The following is a 14,534-nucleotide window of genomic DNA, read 5'->3' as shown; positions in this document are numbered from 1 at the left end:
TTGTCAAACTTTCGCCTTTTTGGGCGCTTTTATTATTAAGACTGTTATAACATTAAGGAAAATAATCTATGAGTCAATCGAATACCGCAGACGTCACCACCTATATGCAAGCTGTCGGCAAGCAAGCACGAGCCGCATCGCGCGCCCTCGCTGCCGCAAATACGGGCGATAAAAACTCAGCCCTAATGGCGATTCACGATGTGTTAAAAAACGCCAAACCAGACATCTTGTCCGCCAATAAGATCGACATGGACAATGGTCAAAAAAACGACTTAGATGCGGCTTTACTTGACCGTCTTGAACTAAATGACGCGCGCTTCGATAGTATGTTGCAAGGGTTAAAGGACGTGGCTGCGCTGCCAGATCCTATTGGTGAAGTCACTGATATGACCTATCGTCCCTCAGGCATTCATTTGGGCAAAATGCGTGTGCCACTCGGTGTGGTCGGCATGATTTATGAATCGCGTCCTAACGTGACATTAGAAGCCGCTTCATTGGCATTAAAATCGGGCAATGCTATTATTTTACGTGGGGGTTCTGAAGCTTTCGAATCCAACCAAGCGATTGCTAAATGCATTTTAGAAGGCTTACAAAAAGTTGGTCTGTCTGAGCACAGTGTGCAAGTACTACAAATGACCGATCGCGCGGCTGTCGGCGAACTTATTACTATGACTGATTATGTCGATGTCATCGTGCCACGCGGCGGTAAAGGTCTGATTGAGCGTATTAGCCGTGACGCGCGCGTCCCTGTGATCAAGCACTTAGATGGCAACTGCCATACTTTTATTGATAGTGACGCCGATACTCAAATTGCCATTGATGTCAGCGTCAATGCAAAGACCCACCGTTATGGTACTTGTAATACCATGGAGACCTTATTGGTCGATGAATCAGTTGCCAGCGAGCTATTACCAAAAATTGCTGAGGCGATCATAGCCGCTGACGATGCGATGCAATTGCGCCTTGATAATTCATCACAAGCTATTTTAAATGGTAACGCGACACTCGAGGGGCATCTGTCTGCTGCGACGGCAGAGGATTGGGACACAGAATATTTGGCACCTATCTTGGCCGTAAAAGTCGTCTCAGGTATTGACGAAGCGATCGAGCATATCAATACCCATGGTAGCCATCATACCGATGTCATCATCACCGATAACTATACTAAGTCTCAGCGCTTCATTCGTGAAGTGGACTCTGCCAGCGTGATGATTAACGCGTCCAGCCGTTTTGCCGATGGGTTTGAATATGGACTGGGTGCCGAAATTGGCATCTCGACCGACAAAATCCATGCCCGTGGTCCTGTTGGACTAGAAGGCTTGACCTCACAAAAATGGATCGTTTATGGTCATGGCGAGACACGCGCTTAATGTGCTATTTTTTCATTTTGTTTTGCAATCTATCACCTAGCGTCTAACTTGCCGTATAATTTATCAAAAAACGTCAGCCCAATAGCTGGCGTTTTTTTATTAGCAGCCAATATATTGTGATATGGCATCACCTTATTTGCCTCATAACAGAAAATTGTATAGGAACCTAGGCTCATGCAAAGTGGCAAAATCAAACGCTGGAATCAAGAAAAAGGCTACGGCTTTATTGATGTAGACAATCAAAGCGAAGACGTGTTTTTTCATGTGAGTAATGTGCGATTGTCACAGCCTATTAGCGTGGGTCAAAACGTTTATTTTAATAGTGAACGCAATGCAAAAAACCAGTTGAGAGCCACTGAAGTCACATCCACTATACTGAGCATACAAGAAAGTACGGATACAAAAGCATCCAAACGCTCGTCCACTCATACTGGCCGCAATCATCCTTCGCGGAACGCTCAAAGACCTCAAAAGGCTCAACGTAGTACGCAATCCAAAAAGAATCCTTTATCGACCCTATTTGCCCTCATAACCATTATCGCTGTTGCGGTGTATTTTTTTGGAGACTTGGGCACTACCTTTTTTGGTGGTAACACTGAACAGGTAACGATATCGCAATCGTCTTCTGAAAATGCAGCCCAAACATCTCCTGTTGATATCACGGGTGATGCGCAAATAGACAATACCATCGCCCTCATTCGGCAAGGCGGTCCTTTTCCTTATCCAAATAAAGACGGCACGACGTTTTATAATCGCGAAGGCAAACTGCCCACGCAGTCGCAAGGGTATTACCGAGAGTACACAGTGCCCACACCTGGCGTTTCACATCGCGGTGCGCGCCGTATCGTTACTGGTGGTAATCCACCAACCATCTATTATCTGACGGTGGATCATTACGATAGTTTTAGCAAACTACAGGTAAATTAATATGAGCCAAGCCATTTACTATGTTAATCAACACCACATTAACCAAAAAGGTACAGCACTAAATGCGAGCATTCCGTCACAGGCTGTTAACATACCTGTAGGCGAGATACTCGATAAAACTACCTTGCTGACCAGCTTGTCTCAGGCTTGTGATTTTCCCAGCTATTTTTCACATAACTGGGATAGTGCGTGGGACTGCCTAACGGACAGTACGGTGTCTCATCTAGTGCTAGACCTAACGTCCGTAAAAATAATCAACACCCAAGATCTTGATAACTTCAAAAGCATGATTGAAGATGCTTACAGAGATTTTGGCAAGCCGCAATTGTGTATTATCATGCCGCCTGCGGACACTATTTAAGCTTACAAACGTTTGAGCCTAAAAACATTATTAAAAAGGGCGGTTACTGTTTAACCCGACAGACATTGCTTAACCGCCAATCAACACAAACCTGAATTCGAGATAAAACCATATTTATCCCGAATTTGGGTTAATTCATTTGTATAGAAAGGATTAACATATGGAAATTACCTTAAACGGCTATTACACGCTGATATTAGCCACTCTCGTGCTGCTGCTCGGGCGCGTTTTGGTAAAAAGAATCAAGTTCTTAGAAGATTTTAATATTCCAGAGCCAGTGGCTGGGGGTCTGGTTGCAGCGATTGTGGTTTATGCTCTCAATATTGTTTGGGGATACAGCTTCAATTTTCATCAAGGGTTGCAGACAGCGACCATGCTGATGTTCTTTGCATCCATCGGTTTGAGCGCTGATTTTAGTCGATTAAAAGCAGGTGGGACACCGTTATTGATCTTTACCATCGTGGTCTCTGTGTTCATTGTTTTGCAGGACATCGTTGGGGTCGCTATGGCAAGCGTGCTGGGCCTTGATCCCTTACTTGGATTGGTAACAGGTTCTATCGCTTTGACTGGAGGTCATGGTACGGCTGGTGCATGGGGCATTACCTTAGAGCAAGAATATGGTGTGGTCGGCGCGACGACACTTGGTATCGCAGTGGCCACTTATGGTTTGGTCGCTGGTGGTATTATAGGTGGTCCAGTGGCAAGGCGCTTGATTCAAAATCTTGGTCTAAAACCTACCCTTGCCAACCCAAACCCTAGTGATATCGAAAAAGTGGCTGGCGCGCAGTCACTTTATAGCACCAAGCATGACGAAGACTCAGCACACAGCAATAAAGAGATTTTCGAAAGACCTGATAGTATGCGCTTTATCACTGCCTCCTCTACCATCGAGACGCTAGCATTGTTTGCAGGGGCATTGGCTTTTGCCGAGGTGATGACACTCGTGGCTCAAGGCACGTGGTTTGAGCTGCCCACCTTCGTTTGGGCTTTGGCAGGTGGCGTTATCATCCGTAACGTCTTAACCACTGTATTCAATTTTGATATGTTTGACCGCTCGATTGATGTGTTCGGTAACGCCTCTTTGAGTCTGTTTTTAGCAATGGCGCTGTTGTCTTTGAAGTTATGGCAGTTGACTGATTTGGCAGGTCCTGTGCTCGTTATCCTGCTCGTACAGACAGTCATTATGATTATTTACGTTTACTTCATTACGTTCAAAGTCATGGGTAAAGATTATGATGCGGCTGTCTTGTCAGCAGGTCATTGTGGGTTCGGTATGGGTGCAACCCCAACGGCGATTGCCAATATGCAGGCAGTCACGGATCGTTATCTGCCTTCACCTAAGGCGTTTTTGATCGTACCAATGGTTGGTGCATTCTTTGTCGATATCGTCAATGCTACGGTATTGCAGATATTCACTAAGCTGCCATTTATGTAAGATTAGACCCGCTATATCAGCGTCAGTTAAATGACATAAACCCCAATTATATTTTAGGTAATTGGGGTTTTTATTTTTCACAGTTTTTATTCAAATAAGTCAGACATGAGTCATTGCGTCCTAGTTACGCAACTTATAATGATTTGAAAACCATTAACCGTTATCAATACCGTAGCTAAAAAGATTGGGGCGTATTATGCTAATGTTTGCAATTATTGTTGTGGTGTCAGGTGCGCTCATTGTAGGCGCACTTTGGGGCTTATATGGTCGTTTGCCTAGCTGGTTAGAAGGTAATTTACTGGCCCTCGCTGGCGGGGCGCTCATGATATCGGTCGTGGTTGAGCTGGTACAGCCATCGCTCACTAACAGTGGTATCTGGCTCACAGCGGTGTTTACTCTACTGGGCGCTTTGGTATTTGCAGGCGTTGATTACTTGATTGATGAAAAACTGAATTCGGGTGGTGGTGGCGGACTGTTGGCCGCCATTACGCTTGATGGTGTGCCAGAAAACTTAGCATTGGGTGTGTCATTAATCAGCGGGAACGTAATGCAAGTTGCTGCGCTGGCAGGCTCTATTTTGCTGTCCAATCTGCCGGAGGCCGCAGGCGGCGCTAAAGAGATGCGCGAAAGTGGCAACAGTCATAAAAAAATATTGATGCTTTGGATTGGGGCTGCCGCTTTGTTGTCCCTTGCTGCTATCTTAGGTAAGATGCTGCTTGCAGACGTCGATAAAGGGATACTAAGTGCCATCAATTGCTTTGCAGCGGGCGCTGTCATTGCCTCACTTGCGACCGAAGTATTTCCTACCGCTTTTAAACATGACAATCACTGGGCAGGCATTAGTACTGCTGTTGGTTTGATTATGGCGTTGGGTTTAACCCAGCTTGGTGGTTAGGGTTTTAGCTTTTGTAATCAAATAATGGTAACGATACGCCTTGGTTATAAAATACAGTTTTTAGAACCACAATAATGAAAACCGCTCAGTATAATTGCTGAGCGGTTTTTTATTATATCGATGTACTCAAAATTCTCTAAGCATAACAATTAAAATATTTCTTGTACGTTAGTAGTCTAAAAGAGTTGGCATAAACATCAAATTGGTTACTTCATCTAGAGGTAATTTCAATTCTTTAGCAAAAGATTTTACGCCCAAACCTTCCTTAGCTAACACTGGCATTATCTTTTCAAAAATTAAGGACTTTTCTCTAGGAATAGGCTGAGGCTCTTCCTTTCTATAGCCTCTTATTGAAGCTTCTTCCATAAGTGTTCTATACTGCCACTCCGTAATAAGATTAGCTTTATACAATCTAAATATTAGGCTAACAGCAGATACCGACCACTTACTTTTTAGTTCAATAATGTCCTCTATAGTTATATAGTTGGGAACAGAATTTGCGACACTTACCTTTGGCATTAGAAATGCAGAAGCAAAATTATCAGCTTCTTGTTCAGCGACCCGACTCGGAGATAATGAAACGTTAATAGGGTCATCAAAAGGTGAGGCATGCTTGTGCAGCAGTAAATGTCCCAATTCGTGAGCAGCGTCAAACCGACTACGCTCTGCTGACTTCCTATTATTAAGAAAAATAAATGGCAAGCCATCTTTCCAAAAAGAAAAAGCATCAACATCTAGAGTATTTTCTGCCAATGAAAAGACACGAACACCTTTAGATTCTAACAGATGAATTAAATTACCTATCTTCTTACTTCCGAGCGCCCAATGCTCTCTGATTGTCTCTGCTGCTACTTCAGGATCACAACCTCTTAAATCTATAAAATCTTGTTTAGGGAGTTCAAAATTATCTTGTATATAATTGTTGAGGATGAGACTAAGTCTTCCAGCAGATATAGCAGCATCTCTTTGTGCAGCTGTCATCTTACTTAATGCACGAAATGAAACCGTCTCCGTAGATATTTCATCAATATCATCTTCAAAGAAGAACTGTGCAGGATAACTAAGAACTTGCGATATTTTCTTCAAAGATTCACTAGAAGGTGGGTTATTAATACCATCTTTCTCGTATTTAGATATAGTTTTTGAAGACAGTCCTGTTTGCTCAGCAAGCTTCCTATATGTCATCTTGCGTCTTAGTCTTGCAACTTTCAATCTATCAGGATTAAACTCTTTATCCACTCTTTCTAGGCACATCAAAATCAACCCCTACAGTTGAGTCTTCTTCACTCTTCACGGATGTAACTTTAGGCTTATTCGAAGTATCAATAGGTGACAAAATAATTCGCTTTTTATAGCCAGAAATAATTCTATTCTCTATCTTCGTAGGCAATAATAGCTCAAATCTAATTTCTTCCTTCTTCTCGTCAATATAAAAAAGAAGTAACCATGTTTGATTTGGGTCAGCAGATTCCCCAGTAATAGCATTTGCGTCAAACAAGTCGTCACAAGAAGTGAATAAATCTAAATTATCACTCATCAGAATGTTGTAGCCCGAACCCTTTTGATTCTTAGGCTTTGGCTCTTTATCTTTGATACCAGTATTCGTATTACCTGAATTAACAATAATTGTAATTTTTCTCAGTGAACTTTTAATACCTTCAATACCATTACTTTCGAAAGGCTTTCCCCATTTGTGCGCTAGAGCCTCTAGCCTTAGTTCTTTTACAGCATAATTCCAAGCGTTGTATCCTGCTGCAGACTTTGTAGAAATACCCTTATGCTCACGTCTGTGCGCTCTAAATCCTGCATCTACTGCCTTCGCAAATACTTCATAAGGAAGACCAATTTTCTTAAAGTCACTATCATCCTTAGGCTCATCTAACTGGGTTATATGTTCAATCTTATAAGCGTGCATTTTTCTTCCTTTATTAGCATTAGTTCCACTATTTTAACCTCAAATGAGGTTAAAAAACAAGAACTAACTACTTTCGAAGTATGTACTTATGCAACCACTAATTATGAAGTATATATTTAAAATTTTGTACGTAAGTACGTATAAAACCGCCTAGCAAACGCTAAGCGGTTTTTTTACAATCCTAAGTCACTTACTTTTCTGTCATGCTTTCCATGTTCCCATCTTAAAAATGCTCTTTCCACAACTCATTAATGTCATTTTTCCAGATTATCCAGCATCATAGAAAGCCACGCATTGTTGTCTGTAATGTACTTATCACCTAGCGCTATTATCTTCTCTCCTGATTGTACTGAGTCAGGATAATCAGCTATTGCCTCTTGTATATAAGTTTTTCCGTGCGCCACCATATCTATCATACTTTTTTCAGTGACTTCAAAATGACATTGCCAGCCCATCACCCAAGTGCCCAACGCTTTATGTTTTGGTGTTTGGTAGATAAATCCTTGATTTGCCCATACTTGTGACGTTGCAATTGGAATAGCACCTTGAGGACATTCAAAACCATCGCCATGCCAATGAAATACAGTAAACGCCTCCTTTGGCAAATCTTTTAGCAATGGATGATCTATTCCTTGCGTGGTTAATTGGATTGGCATCCAACCAATCTCTTTTATGCCTGATGGCGCAACTTTTGCACCCAAACTGTCTGCTATCAACTGCCCGCCTAGACAAACACCGATAACCGTTTTACCCTCATCAATACTCCGCTGAATAAAACACTTCTCATCAACCAACCATGGAAACTCCGTTTCATCATGGATACTCATGGGTCCACCCATAACAACCAACCAATCAAAACTGTCTTGAGCTGGTAATGGGTCATTTTCATAAAATCGTGTCACCGTAATACTATGACCTTGATTGTCTGCCCACTGTTTAATATAGCTAAGTTCTTCAAAATCGACATGGTATAAAGCATGAATGCGTAGGGTCATCGAACTATCCTTTTATGAAAAAAGTAAAAACCACCTAGCAAAAGCTAAGCGGTCTTTTTGTTATACAACTCTTTATAAGAGAAAATTAAGAATTACTGATTTTTTTCGTAAACTGGAAGCTCTTTGCAGATTGCTTCTACTTTACCGCGTACTTCAGTCGCTACGGCTTCATCACCGCGACTGTCTAGCACGTCACAGATCCAACCTGCCAAATCACTTGCTTGCGCTTCGTTGAAACCGCGAGTGGTGATCGCTGGTGTACCAATACGAATACCAGAAGTCACGAATGGAGACTTTGGATCATTTGGTACGGCGTTTTTATTGACAGTGATGTGTGCATCGCCAAGCCATTTGTCCGCTTCTTTACCTGTCATTTCTTGCTTAACCAAGCTGATCAGCATCAGATGGTTTTCAGTGCCGCCAGAGATGATTTCATAGCCGCGATCTTGAATGACTTTTGCCATTGCTTGCGCGTTTTTGACCACTTGCTGCTGATACGTTTTGAAGTTGTCTTCTAGCGCTTCTTTAAAACAAACCGCTTTCGCCGCGATGACATGCATCAACGGGCCACCTTGATTGCCTGGGAATACTGCTGAGTTAAGCTTTTTCGCCAGTGCCTCATCACGAGCCAAGATCATACCTGAGCGCGGGCCACGTAGGGTTTTGTGCGTCGTCGTCGTGACCACATCAGCGAACGGTACTGGGCTTGGGTAAACGCCACCAGCGACCAGACCGGCCACGTGGGCCATATCGACTAACAGATAAGCGCCTACTTCGTCAGCGATGTCGCGGAAACGCTGCCAATCAACCACTTGTGAATACGCTGAAAAACCCGCAATAATCATTTTTGGCTTGTGCTCACGCGCTAAGCTGTCTACTTGGTCATAGTCGATAAGACCTGTGCCTTCTACCAATCCGTACTGTACGGCATTGTAGTTCAGACCTGAAAAGTTAATATGCGCGCCATGCGTCAAGTGACCACCAGCGTCTAGGCTCATGCCAAGTACGGTGTCGTTTGCTTCAAGTAATGCTAAAAATACCGCAGAGTTTGCTTGGCTACCTGAATGCGGTTGGACGTTGACGTATTCAGCACCAAACAGCTCTTTTGCACGGTCAATGGCCAATTGTTCAATGACATCAACATGCTCACAACCACCGTAGTAACGCTTACCAGGATAGCCTTCAGCGTACTTGTTGGTTAAATCAGTACCTTGAGCTTCCATCACCGCTTGTGAGCAGTAGTTTTCAGAAGCAATCAATTCGATATGGTTTTCTTGACGAACGCTTTCTGCGGCCATCGCTTCAGCAAGAGCAGGATCAAAATCTTTGATAGAAATATCTTTAAACATAGTGATGTCCTAGGTAGTGACTATTATTAAAAAAATGCCATTAAAAAATTGTCATTGAAAAGAAGCTTATAGCTTGCCCACAATAAAACGACTACTGTGTCAACGTTGCTCAAAGTACGATCGGTACTCTTACACTCGGTTTTATAGTATTAAATTATTGTCAATGGCATCTATGAGCAAAAATAAACAGGAGTAAACGCAGGCAATTGGCCTGTTGTTAACTTGTCCAATTTGGCAATAAAGCCGATACGCACTGGCATCGAAATCATCGCTAAAGATTAAGTGTAACATGAAAATTTGCGCGGTGAGCGCAAAAAAACATCACCTTAAGTTAAGTAAACCCAATGGTCATATAACATAAATAAATAGCCAATAAAATAAACGGCTTATCAATTTTTAACGTCGGCAATCTGTATTTTATATACGGTCATTTAATGATTAGTGGCTATCGACCATGTATCTATCTAACTTCACTAGACAAAAACGCAGGCAAAAATATTTCACTGATCATAAATTTTCGACCGTACCAATCATAATGGGTTTGCCGCTGCCAGCCCTCGCTCGTATACTGAATGACGCGTTGATTAGGCAATGTACGACTGCGCTTAAACAGTACATAGCCGATAGGCGTACCTTTGAGCTGTTGCAAGCGCCGCGCCCGACCTGTCAGACTGGGCAATGGAAAAATGCTTTGTGCTTTTACCCACGGCTGCTCATCATTACCATAGAGCTGCACTTCACGCACCCAAGCGAGCATTGGGCGATTAAGCATTGCACCCTGCACGCCCAGTTGCTTTTTTTGTAATAAGGTTAATCGACGATACCCCTCAAAGACACGCTCGACGCGCAACGGCTGCCCTGCTTTGACTTCTAGCACGGCAGTTAAAGAGCCATCGACACTGAGCCAAGGTAGTAGTATTGCAGGCGGTGATAGATGAGAGGAAAATAAGTGAGTGCTGGACATAGTTAATGGCTAATTGAGAAAGGTTAAAAAAGAAGATTTAAAAACCAGGCATGTTATCGGCGTTGAATGGCAACGCTTCAAAAGCTTGCTGACGATACTGCGCCATGTGCATTCGATCTTGAGTACAAAACTCACTAATCGCGGGTACAAAACGCGGATCATAAATGCGATGTAAGGAGTGAGTCGTCGTTGGAATAAATCCTCGAATCAGCTTATGCTCGCCTTGCGTACCTGGATCAAAATACGTCAAACCTTGCTCAATGGCAAACTCAATGCCTTGATAATAACACAACTCAAAGTGCAAGCTGTCGTACTCGCCAAGCGCGCCCCAATAGCGGCCATACAAGGTTAGCGCTTCACTAATCCTACCGCTGTCAGGCATATCGTATAAGAATAAACTGCTGGCAATGATATTACCCTGCCCGTCTAATGCTTGCGCCAGCATCAGATGCTCAGACATGTCTTGCGCCAAGGCCATAAAAAAATCAATCGTCAAATACGGATGCTGACCCCGCACTGCATACGTCATCACATAACAATGATAAAACGCCTTCCAGTCCTCATCAGTGATCGCATCGCCGCGTTTGCGTTGACAGCTGATACCTTGCTCGGCGACCTTGCGACGCTCAGCACGAATGGTCTTACGCTTTTTGGCTTTTAGGGTCGACAAAAACGCCTCAAAGTCTGCAAACGGCTGATTGTCTTTGAGTAAGTCTTTATTTTGCCACAAAAACTGACACCCTTGCCGCTCAAGTATCGGCATGTCGATAGTGACTGGCTCCATCCCATTGTCTTCTGCCGCTAAAGCCAGCGCCACATCGATATCCGTCGGCATGGACGTGGTCGCGATAGACGCCATCTCAGGAGTGACAAAAAGCCCATGCCAGCTCGACGCGCCTACTTGCTGCGCAATATCATCGACACCTGCAATCGCAGTTTTAACGATATCGTCATTTAGTGTCTCACCTTTTGCCAACCAAAAGCGCTCACCTGTAATGGGCGTATAAGGTACGCTCGTGACCAATCGCGGATAGTAATCGACTCCGTAACGCGCGTAGGCTTCTGCCCACGCATGATCAAACACAAACTCGCCGCGATGATGACCTTTTATAAAGACCGGCAGTACCGCAATTGGTTTTGAATCGCCTTGTCCTGCGGGCTGGTTTTCACTGAGGCTATCGCTGCTTGCTAAACTCTCTAGTGATTGGTCAGCAACGCGATATACCAAAATAAATATCGGTAACCAGCCAGCCTCTTCACCAATGGCACCTGTATCACTGAGCGCCTGCCAAAAAGCAAATGACATAAAAGGCGTATCTGGTGTTTGCCAATCAGCTTGACTCTGCCAACTGGTGTCGTTCATCAATGCGTATTGTAGATTCATACTTATGCTTACTCTATGTTTGCCGATATTCTATCGATCAGTCATCTAGCCTAGCAAATTTTTACTCGCTTGCTGTCACAATTTGCAAAAATGGTGCACTCTTCGGCAAAAAACCACCTACAGTTATATAGGTAGTTTTTTATTATGATTATTTATTATATTGATATAGAGGTTTAATAAAGCTTCGTTGAAAGGTAAACATAAAGACAATATAGGCGATCTAAAATAGAGGGGACGCCATTAAAACCATGTTGTGCTGGGCTAACTGCACTTGCCTTTTATAAGCGTTATCACTCAAAGACTTCAAAAAAATCCTCTTAGCTATACCGCCTTTTTCGTCAGACAAAAAGGCAGGGGTTGTATGGAAAAGATGATATTGAAGCGGATGGCTGGTAGAATAAGGTTGTTCTTAGCTTAATATAATTCAAACATATAGGATATGAGCGAAAACAGTATACTTAGTTCACTATACGAGATTGACAGAAAAGATGATTTATAGTGGATTAACGGCCCAGTAGTAGCATACGGTCTCAAAGCACAAGTTTAGTGAAAATTAAAAAGAGACCTGTCCAGCAGTTTCAAAAGATTTTAAGAGGCCAGATATGATGAACTTGATCGCATCGTTCACCATTGCATAGTACCACTCACGTATTTTTGACGTCATATCTGAGCTTTATTTTTAACTCCAGCCTAAAGGAAGACACTACTAAAATGTCAAAAATTATTTATACAAAAACTGACGAAGCCCCAGCGCTTGCGACACTATCATTTTTGCCTATCGTTAAGGCGTTTACACAAACCGCAGGTGTTGCGGTTGAAACCAGTGATATCTCTGTTGCCGCCCGCGTATTGGCTGAATTCCCTGAGTATTTATCTGAAGAGCAACGTGTTCCTGACAATCTAGCTGAGCTGGGTCGTCTGACGCAAGACCCAAACACCAATATCATCAAATTGCCGAACATCAGTGCTTCTGTACAACAGCTAAAAGCGGCGATTAAAGAACTACAAAGCAAAGGCTACGCCATCCCTAACTTCCCAGATGACCCAAAAACTGACGAAGAAAAAGAGATTCGTAAGCGTTATGGTAAAAACCTAGGCAGCTCTGTGAACCCTGTCTTACGTGAAGGTAACTCAGACCGCCGTGCACCAAAAGCCGTCAAAAACTTTGCTCGCAAGCATCCGCACTCTATGGGTGAATGGAAGCAATGGTCAAGCACGCACGTATCGCACATGCATAATGGCGATTTTTATGACGGCGAGCAGTCTATGACTTTAGACAAAGCACGCACTGTACGCATGGAGTTGTTGACGGATAACGGCGATACCAAAGTACTAAAACCTGAGATTGCTTTGTTGGACAAAGAAGTCATCGACCTTATGTTCATGAGCAAAAAAGCGCTGCTTGAATTTTATGAGCAAGAAATGGAAGATTGCCGTGAAGCCGGTATCCTATTTTCATTGCACGTAAAAGCCACCATGATGAAAGTATCGCATCCTATCGTGTTTGGACATGCGGTCAAAATTTATTATAAAGATGCGTTTAAAAAGCATGGTGCATTGTTTGACGAGTTAGGTATCAACGTTAATAACGGTATGGCAAGCTTGTACGAAAAAATCGCAGAGCTACCAGCCAGCAAACGTGAAGAGATTGAAAGTGATTTGCATGCTTGCCAAGAGCATCGTCCGCGTCTTGCCATGGTTGATTCATCAAAAGGCATCACCAACTTCCATTCACCAAGTGACGTGATCGTCGATGCATCAATGCCAGCCATGATTCGCTCAGGCGGTAAAATGTGGGGCGCTGATGGTAAAATGTATGACTGTAAAGCGGTCATGCCAGAGTCTACCTTTGCTCGTATCTATCAAGAAATGATTAACTTCTGCAAATGGCATGGTAACTTTGATCCAACCACGATGGGTACTGTACCAAACGTTGGTTTGATGGCGCAAAAAGCAGAAGAGTATGGCTCACATGACAAGACATTTGAGTCTAGCGATAACGGCATTGCTCGTATCGTCGATGTTGAGACAGGCGAAGTATTACTTGAGCAGCGTGTTGAAGAAGGTGATATCTGGCGCATGTGTCAGACCAAAGACCTGCCTATCCAAGATTGGGTAAAACTTGCTGTGAGCCGCGCACGCGAATCAAATACGCCAGTCATCTTCTGGTTAGATCCGTACCGTCCACACGAGAATGAGCTGATCAAAAAGGTAAGAACGTACTTAAAAGAGTACGACACCGAAGGTCTACACATTGAAATCATGTCTCAAGTTCGCGCCATGCGTTATACCTTAGAGCGCGTCGCTCGTGGTTTGGATACGATTTCTGCTACTGGTAACATTTTAAGAGATTATCTAACGGACTTGTTCCCAATTCTAGAGCTAGGAACGAGTGCTAAAATGCTGTCTGTCGTCCCACTAATGAAGGGCGGCGGTTTGTTTGAGACGGGTGCTGGCGGTTCTGCACCAAAGCATGTCGAGCAACTGGTCGAAGAAAACCACTTGCGTTGGGATTCATTGGGTGAGTTTTTGGCCTTGACCGTGTCTTTGGAGCACTTGGCAAAGAACGACAACAACGCAAAAGCGCAAATACTGGCAGACACGCTTGATAAAGCAACTGAAAAACTGTTGTTAAACAACAAGTCGCCATCACGCAAAACAGGTGAGCTAGACAACCGTGGCAGTCATTTCTATCTGGCCATGTACTGGGCAGAAGAGCTGGCGGCACAGGATCAAGACGCTGACCTAAAAGCAAAATTCGCACCACTAGCGCAAACGCTTGAAAGCAACGAAGCGACCATCGTCAAAGAATTGAATGATGCTCAAAACAAGTCAGTGGATATTAAAGGTTATTACTTCGCTGATGAAAAAATTGCTGAACAAGTGATGCGTCCAAGTAAGTTATTCAATGAGGCCTTGGCTTCTCTATAAGCTTCATT

General features: G+C 43.4%; 12 protein-coding genes. 6 read left to right on the top strand and 6 right to left on the bottom strand.

Annotated elements, in window-relative coordinates; genetic code table 11:
* Positions 1 to 68: 68 nt before the first annotated feature.
* The 5 genes from ACT3TH_RS06545 (at position 69) to ACT3TH_RS06525 (ending at position 4,988) form a co-directional block, all read left to right on the top strand.
* Positions 69 to 1,370 carry a glutamate-5-semialdehyde dehydrogenase gene (locus ACT3TH_RS06545; protein ID WP_444755038.1) on the top strand — a complete coding sequence of 434 codons (1,302 nt, stop codon included), beginning with the start codon at positions 69 to 71 and terminating at the stop codon, positions 1,368 to 1,370.
* 174 nt (positions 1,371 to 1,544) lie between these two features.
* Entirely contained in the window at positions 1,545 to 2,297 is a 753-nt protein-coding gene (locus ACT3TH_RS06540) for a ribonuclease domain-containing protein (protein WP_444755037.1), read from the top strand.
* 1 nt (position 2,298) lies between these two features.
* Positions 2,299 to 2,658, top strand: a complete 360-nt coding sequence (locus ACT3TH_RS06535; RefSeq protein WP_444755036.1) for a barstar family protein — start codon at positions 2,299 to 2,301, stop codon at positions 2,656 to 2,658.
* Between the two features lie 160 nt (positions 2,659 to 2,818).
* The gene (gene gltS / locus ACT3TH_RS06530; RefSeq protein WP_444755035.1) at positions 2,819 to 4,093 is read left to right on the top strand and encodes a sodium/glutamate symporter; all 1,275 of its coding nucleotides are present in this window, start codon (positions 2,819 to 2,821) and stop codon (positions 4,091 to 4,093) included.
* 196 nt (positions 4,094 to 4,289) lie between these two features.
* On the top strand, positions 4,290 to 4,988 hold the full coding sequence (locus ACT3TH_RS06525; protein WP_444755034.1) for a ZIP family metal transporter: 699 nt from the start codon (positions 4,290 to 4,292) through the stop codon (positions 4,986 to 4,988).
* Between the two features lie 168 nt (positions 4,989 to 5,156).
* On the opposite strand, the gene ACT3TH_RS06520 is transcribed toward ACT3TH_RS06525, so the two are convergent.
* From ACT3TH_RS06520 to ACT3TH_RS06495, 6 genes are all read right to left on the bottom strand, one after another.
* Positions 5,157 to 6,242 (bottom strand): helix-turn-helix domain-containing protein, encoded by a 1,086-nt coding sequence (locus tag ACT3TH_RS06520; RefSeq protein WP_444755122.1) that lies wholly within the window; start codon positions 6,240 to 6,242, stop codon positions 5,157 to 5,159.
* Positions 6,220 to 6,903: a hypothetical protein gene (locus tag ACT3TH_RS06515; RefSeq protein ID WP_444755033.1), complete on the bottom strand. Its 684-nt coding sequence runs from the start codon at positions 6,901 to 6,903 to the stop codon at positions 6,220 to 6,222. The genes ACT3TH_RS06520 and ACT3TH_RS06515 overlap by 23 nt, the downstream gene beginning before the upstream one ends.
* Positions 6,904 to 7,157: 254 nt before the next feature.
* The gene (locus ACT3TH_RS06510) at positions 7,158 to 7,898 is read right to left on the bottom strand and encodes a type 1 glutamine amidotransferase (RefSeq protein WP_444755032.1); all 741 of its coding nucleotides are present in this window, start codon (positions 7,896 to 7,898) and stop codon (positions 7,158 to 7,160) included.
* 92 nt (positions 7,899 to 7,990) lie between these two features.
* On the bottom strand, positions 7,991 to 9,247 hold the full coding sequence (glyA, locus tag ACT3TH_RS06505) for a serine hydroxymethyltransferase (protein ID WP_444755031.1): 1,257 nt from the start codon (positions 9,245 to 9,247) through the stop codon (positions 7,991 to 7,993).
* Positions 9,248 to 9,707: 460 nt separating this feature from the next.
* Positions 9,708 to 10,211 carry a chorismate--pyruvate lyase family protein gene (locus tag ACT3TH_RS06500; RefSeq protein ID WP_444755030.1) on the bottom strand — a complete coding sequence of 168 codons (504 nt, stop codon included), beginning with the start codon at positions 10,209 to 10,211 and terminating at the stop codon, positions 9,708 to 9,710.
* 37 nt (positions 10,212 to 10,248) lie between these two features.
* Positions 10,249 to 11,595, bottom strand: a complete 1,347-nt coding sequence (locus ACT3TH_RS06495) for a GNAT family N-acetyltransferase (RefSeq protein WP_444755029.1) — start codon at positions 11,593 to 11,595, stop codon at positions 10,249 to 10,251.
* Positions 11,596 to 12,306: 711 nt separating this feature from the next.
* Here ACT3TH_RS06495 and ACT3TH_RS06490 point away from each other — a divergent pair.
* Positions 12,307 to 14,526 carry an NADP-dependent isocitrate dehydrogenase gene (locus tag ACT3TH_RS06490; protein ID WP_444755028.1) on the top strand — a complete coding sequence of 740 codons (2,220 nt, stop codon included), beginning with the start codon at positions 12,307 to 12,309 and terminating at the stop codon, positions 14,524 to 14,526.
* Positions 14,527 to 14,534 lie beyond the last annotated feature (8 nt).

Source organism: Psychrobacter sp. AOP22-C1-C5 (assembly GCF_052378885.1).
Taxonomy (GTDB): domain Bacteria; phylum Pseudomonadota; class Gammaproteobacteria; order Pseudomonadales; family Moraxellaceae; genus Psychrobacter.
Note: the sequence above shows the minus strand (reverse complement) of the source record. Positions and strands in the feature narration are given on the sequence as shown.

Excerpts from the sequence above, each read along its gene's own strand:
- ACT3TH_RS06515 (WP_444755033.1), bottom strand. The coding sequence starts at position 6,903 with ATGCACGCTTATAAGATTGAACATATAACCCAGTTAGATGAGCCTAAG.
- ACT3TH_RS06510 (WP_444755032.1), bottom strand. The coding sequence starts at position 7,898 with ATGACCCTACGCATTCATGCTTTATACCATGTCGATTTTGAAGAACTT.
- ACT3TH_RS06495 (WP_444755029.1), bottom strand. The coding sequence starts at position 11,595 with ATGAATCTACAATACGCATTGATGAACGACACCAGTTGGCAGAGTCAA.
- ACT3TH_RS06525 (WP_444755034.1), top strand. The coding sequence starts at position 4,290 with ATGCTAATGTTTGCAATTATTGTTGTGGTGTCAGGTGCGCTCATTGTA.
- gltS (WP_444755035.1), top strand. The coding sequence starts at position 2,819 with ATGGAAATTACCTTAAACGGCTATTACACGCTGATATTAGCCACTCTC.
- ACT3TH_RS06535 (WP_444755036.1), top strand. The coding sequence starts at position 2,299 with ATGAGCCAAGCCATTTACTATGTTAATCAACACCACATTAACCAAAAA.
- ACT3TH_RS06500 (WP_444755030.1), bottom strand. The coding sequence starts at position 10,211 with ATGTCCAGCACTCACTTATTTTCCTCTCATCTATCACCGCCTGCAATA.
- glyA (WP_444755031.1), bottom strand. The coding sequence starts at position 9,247 with ATGTTTAAAGATATTTCTATCAAAGATTTTGATCCTGCTCTTGCTGAA.
- ACT3TH_RS06490 (WP_444755028.1), top strand. The coding sequence starts at position 12,307 with ATGTCAAAAATTATTTATACAAAAACTGACGAAGCCCCAGCGCTTGCG.
- ACT3TH_RS06520 (WP_444755122.1), bottom strand. The coding sequence starts at position 6,242 with ATGTGCCTAGAAAGAGTGGATAAAGAGTTTAATCCTGATAGATTGAAA.
- ACT3TH_RS06540 (WP_444755037.1), top strand. The coding sequence starts at position 1,545 with ATGCAAAGTGGCAAAATCAAACGCTGGAATCAAGAAAAAGGCTACGGC.
- ACT3TH_RS06545 (WP_444755038.1), top strand. The coding sequence starts at position 69 with ATGAGTCAATCGAATACCGCAGACGTCACCACCTATATGCAAGCTGTC.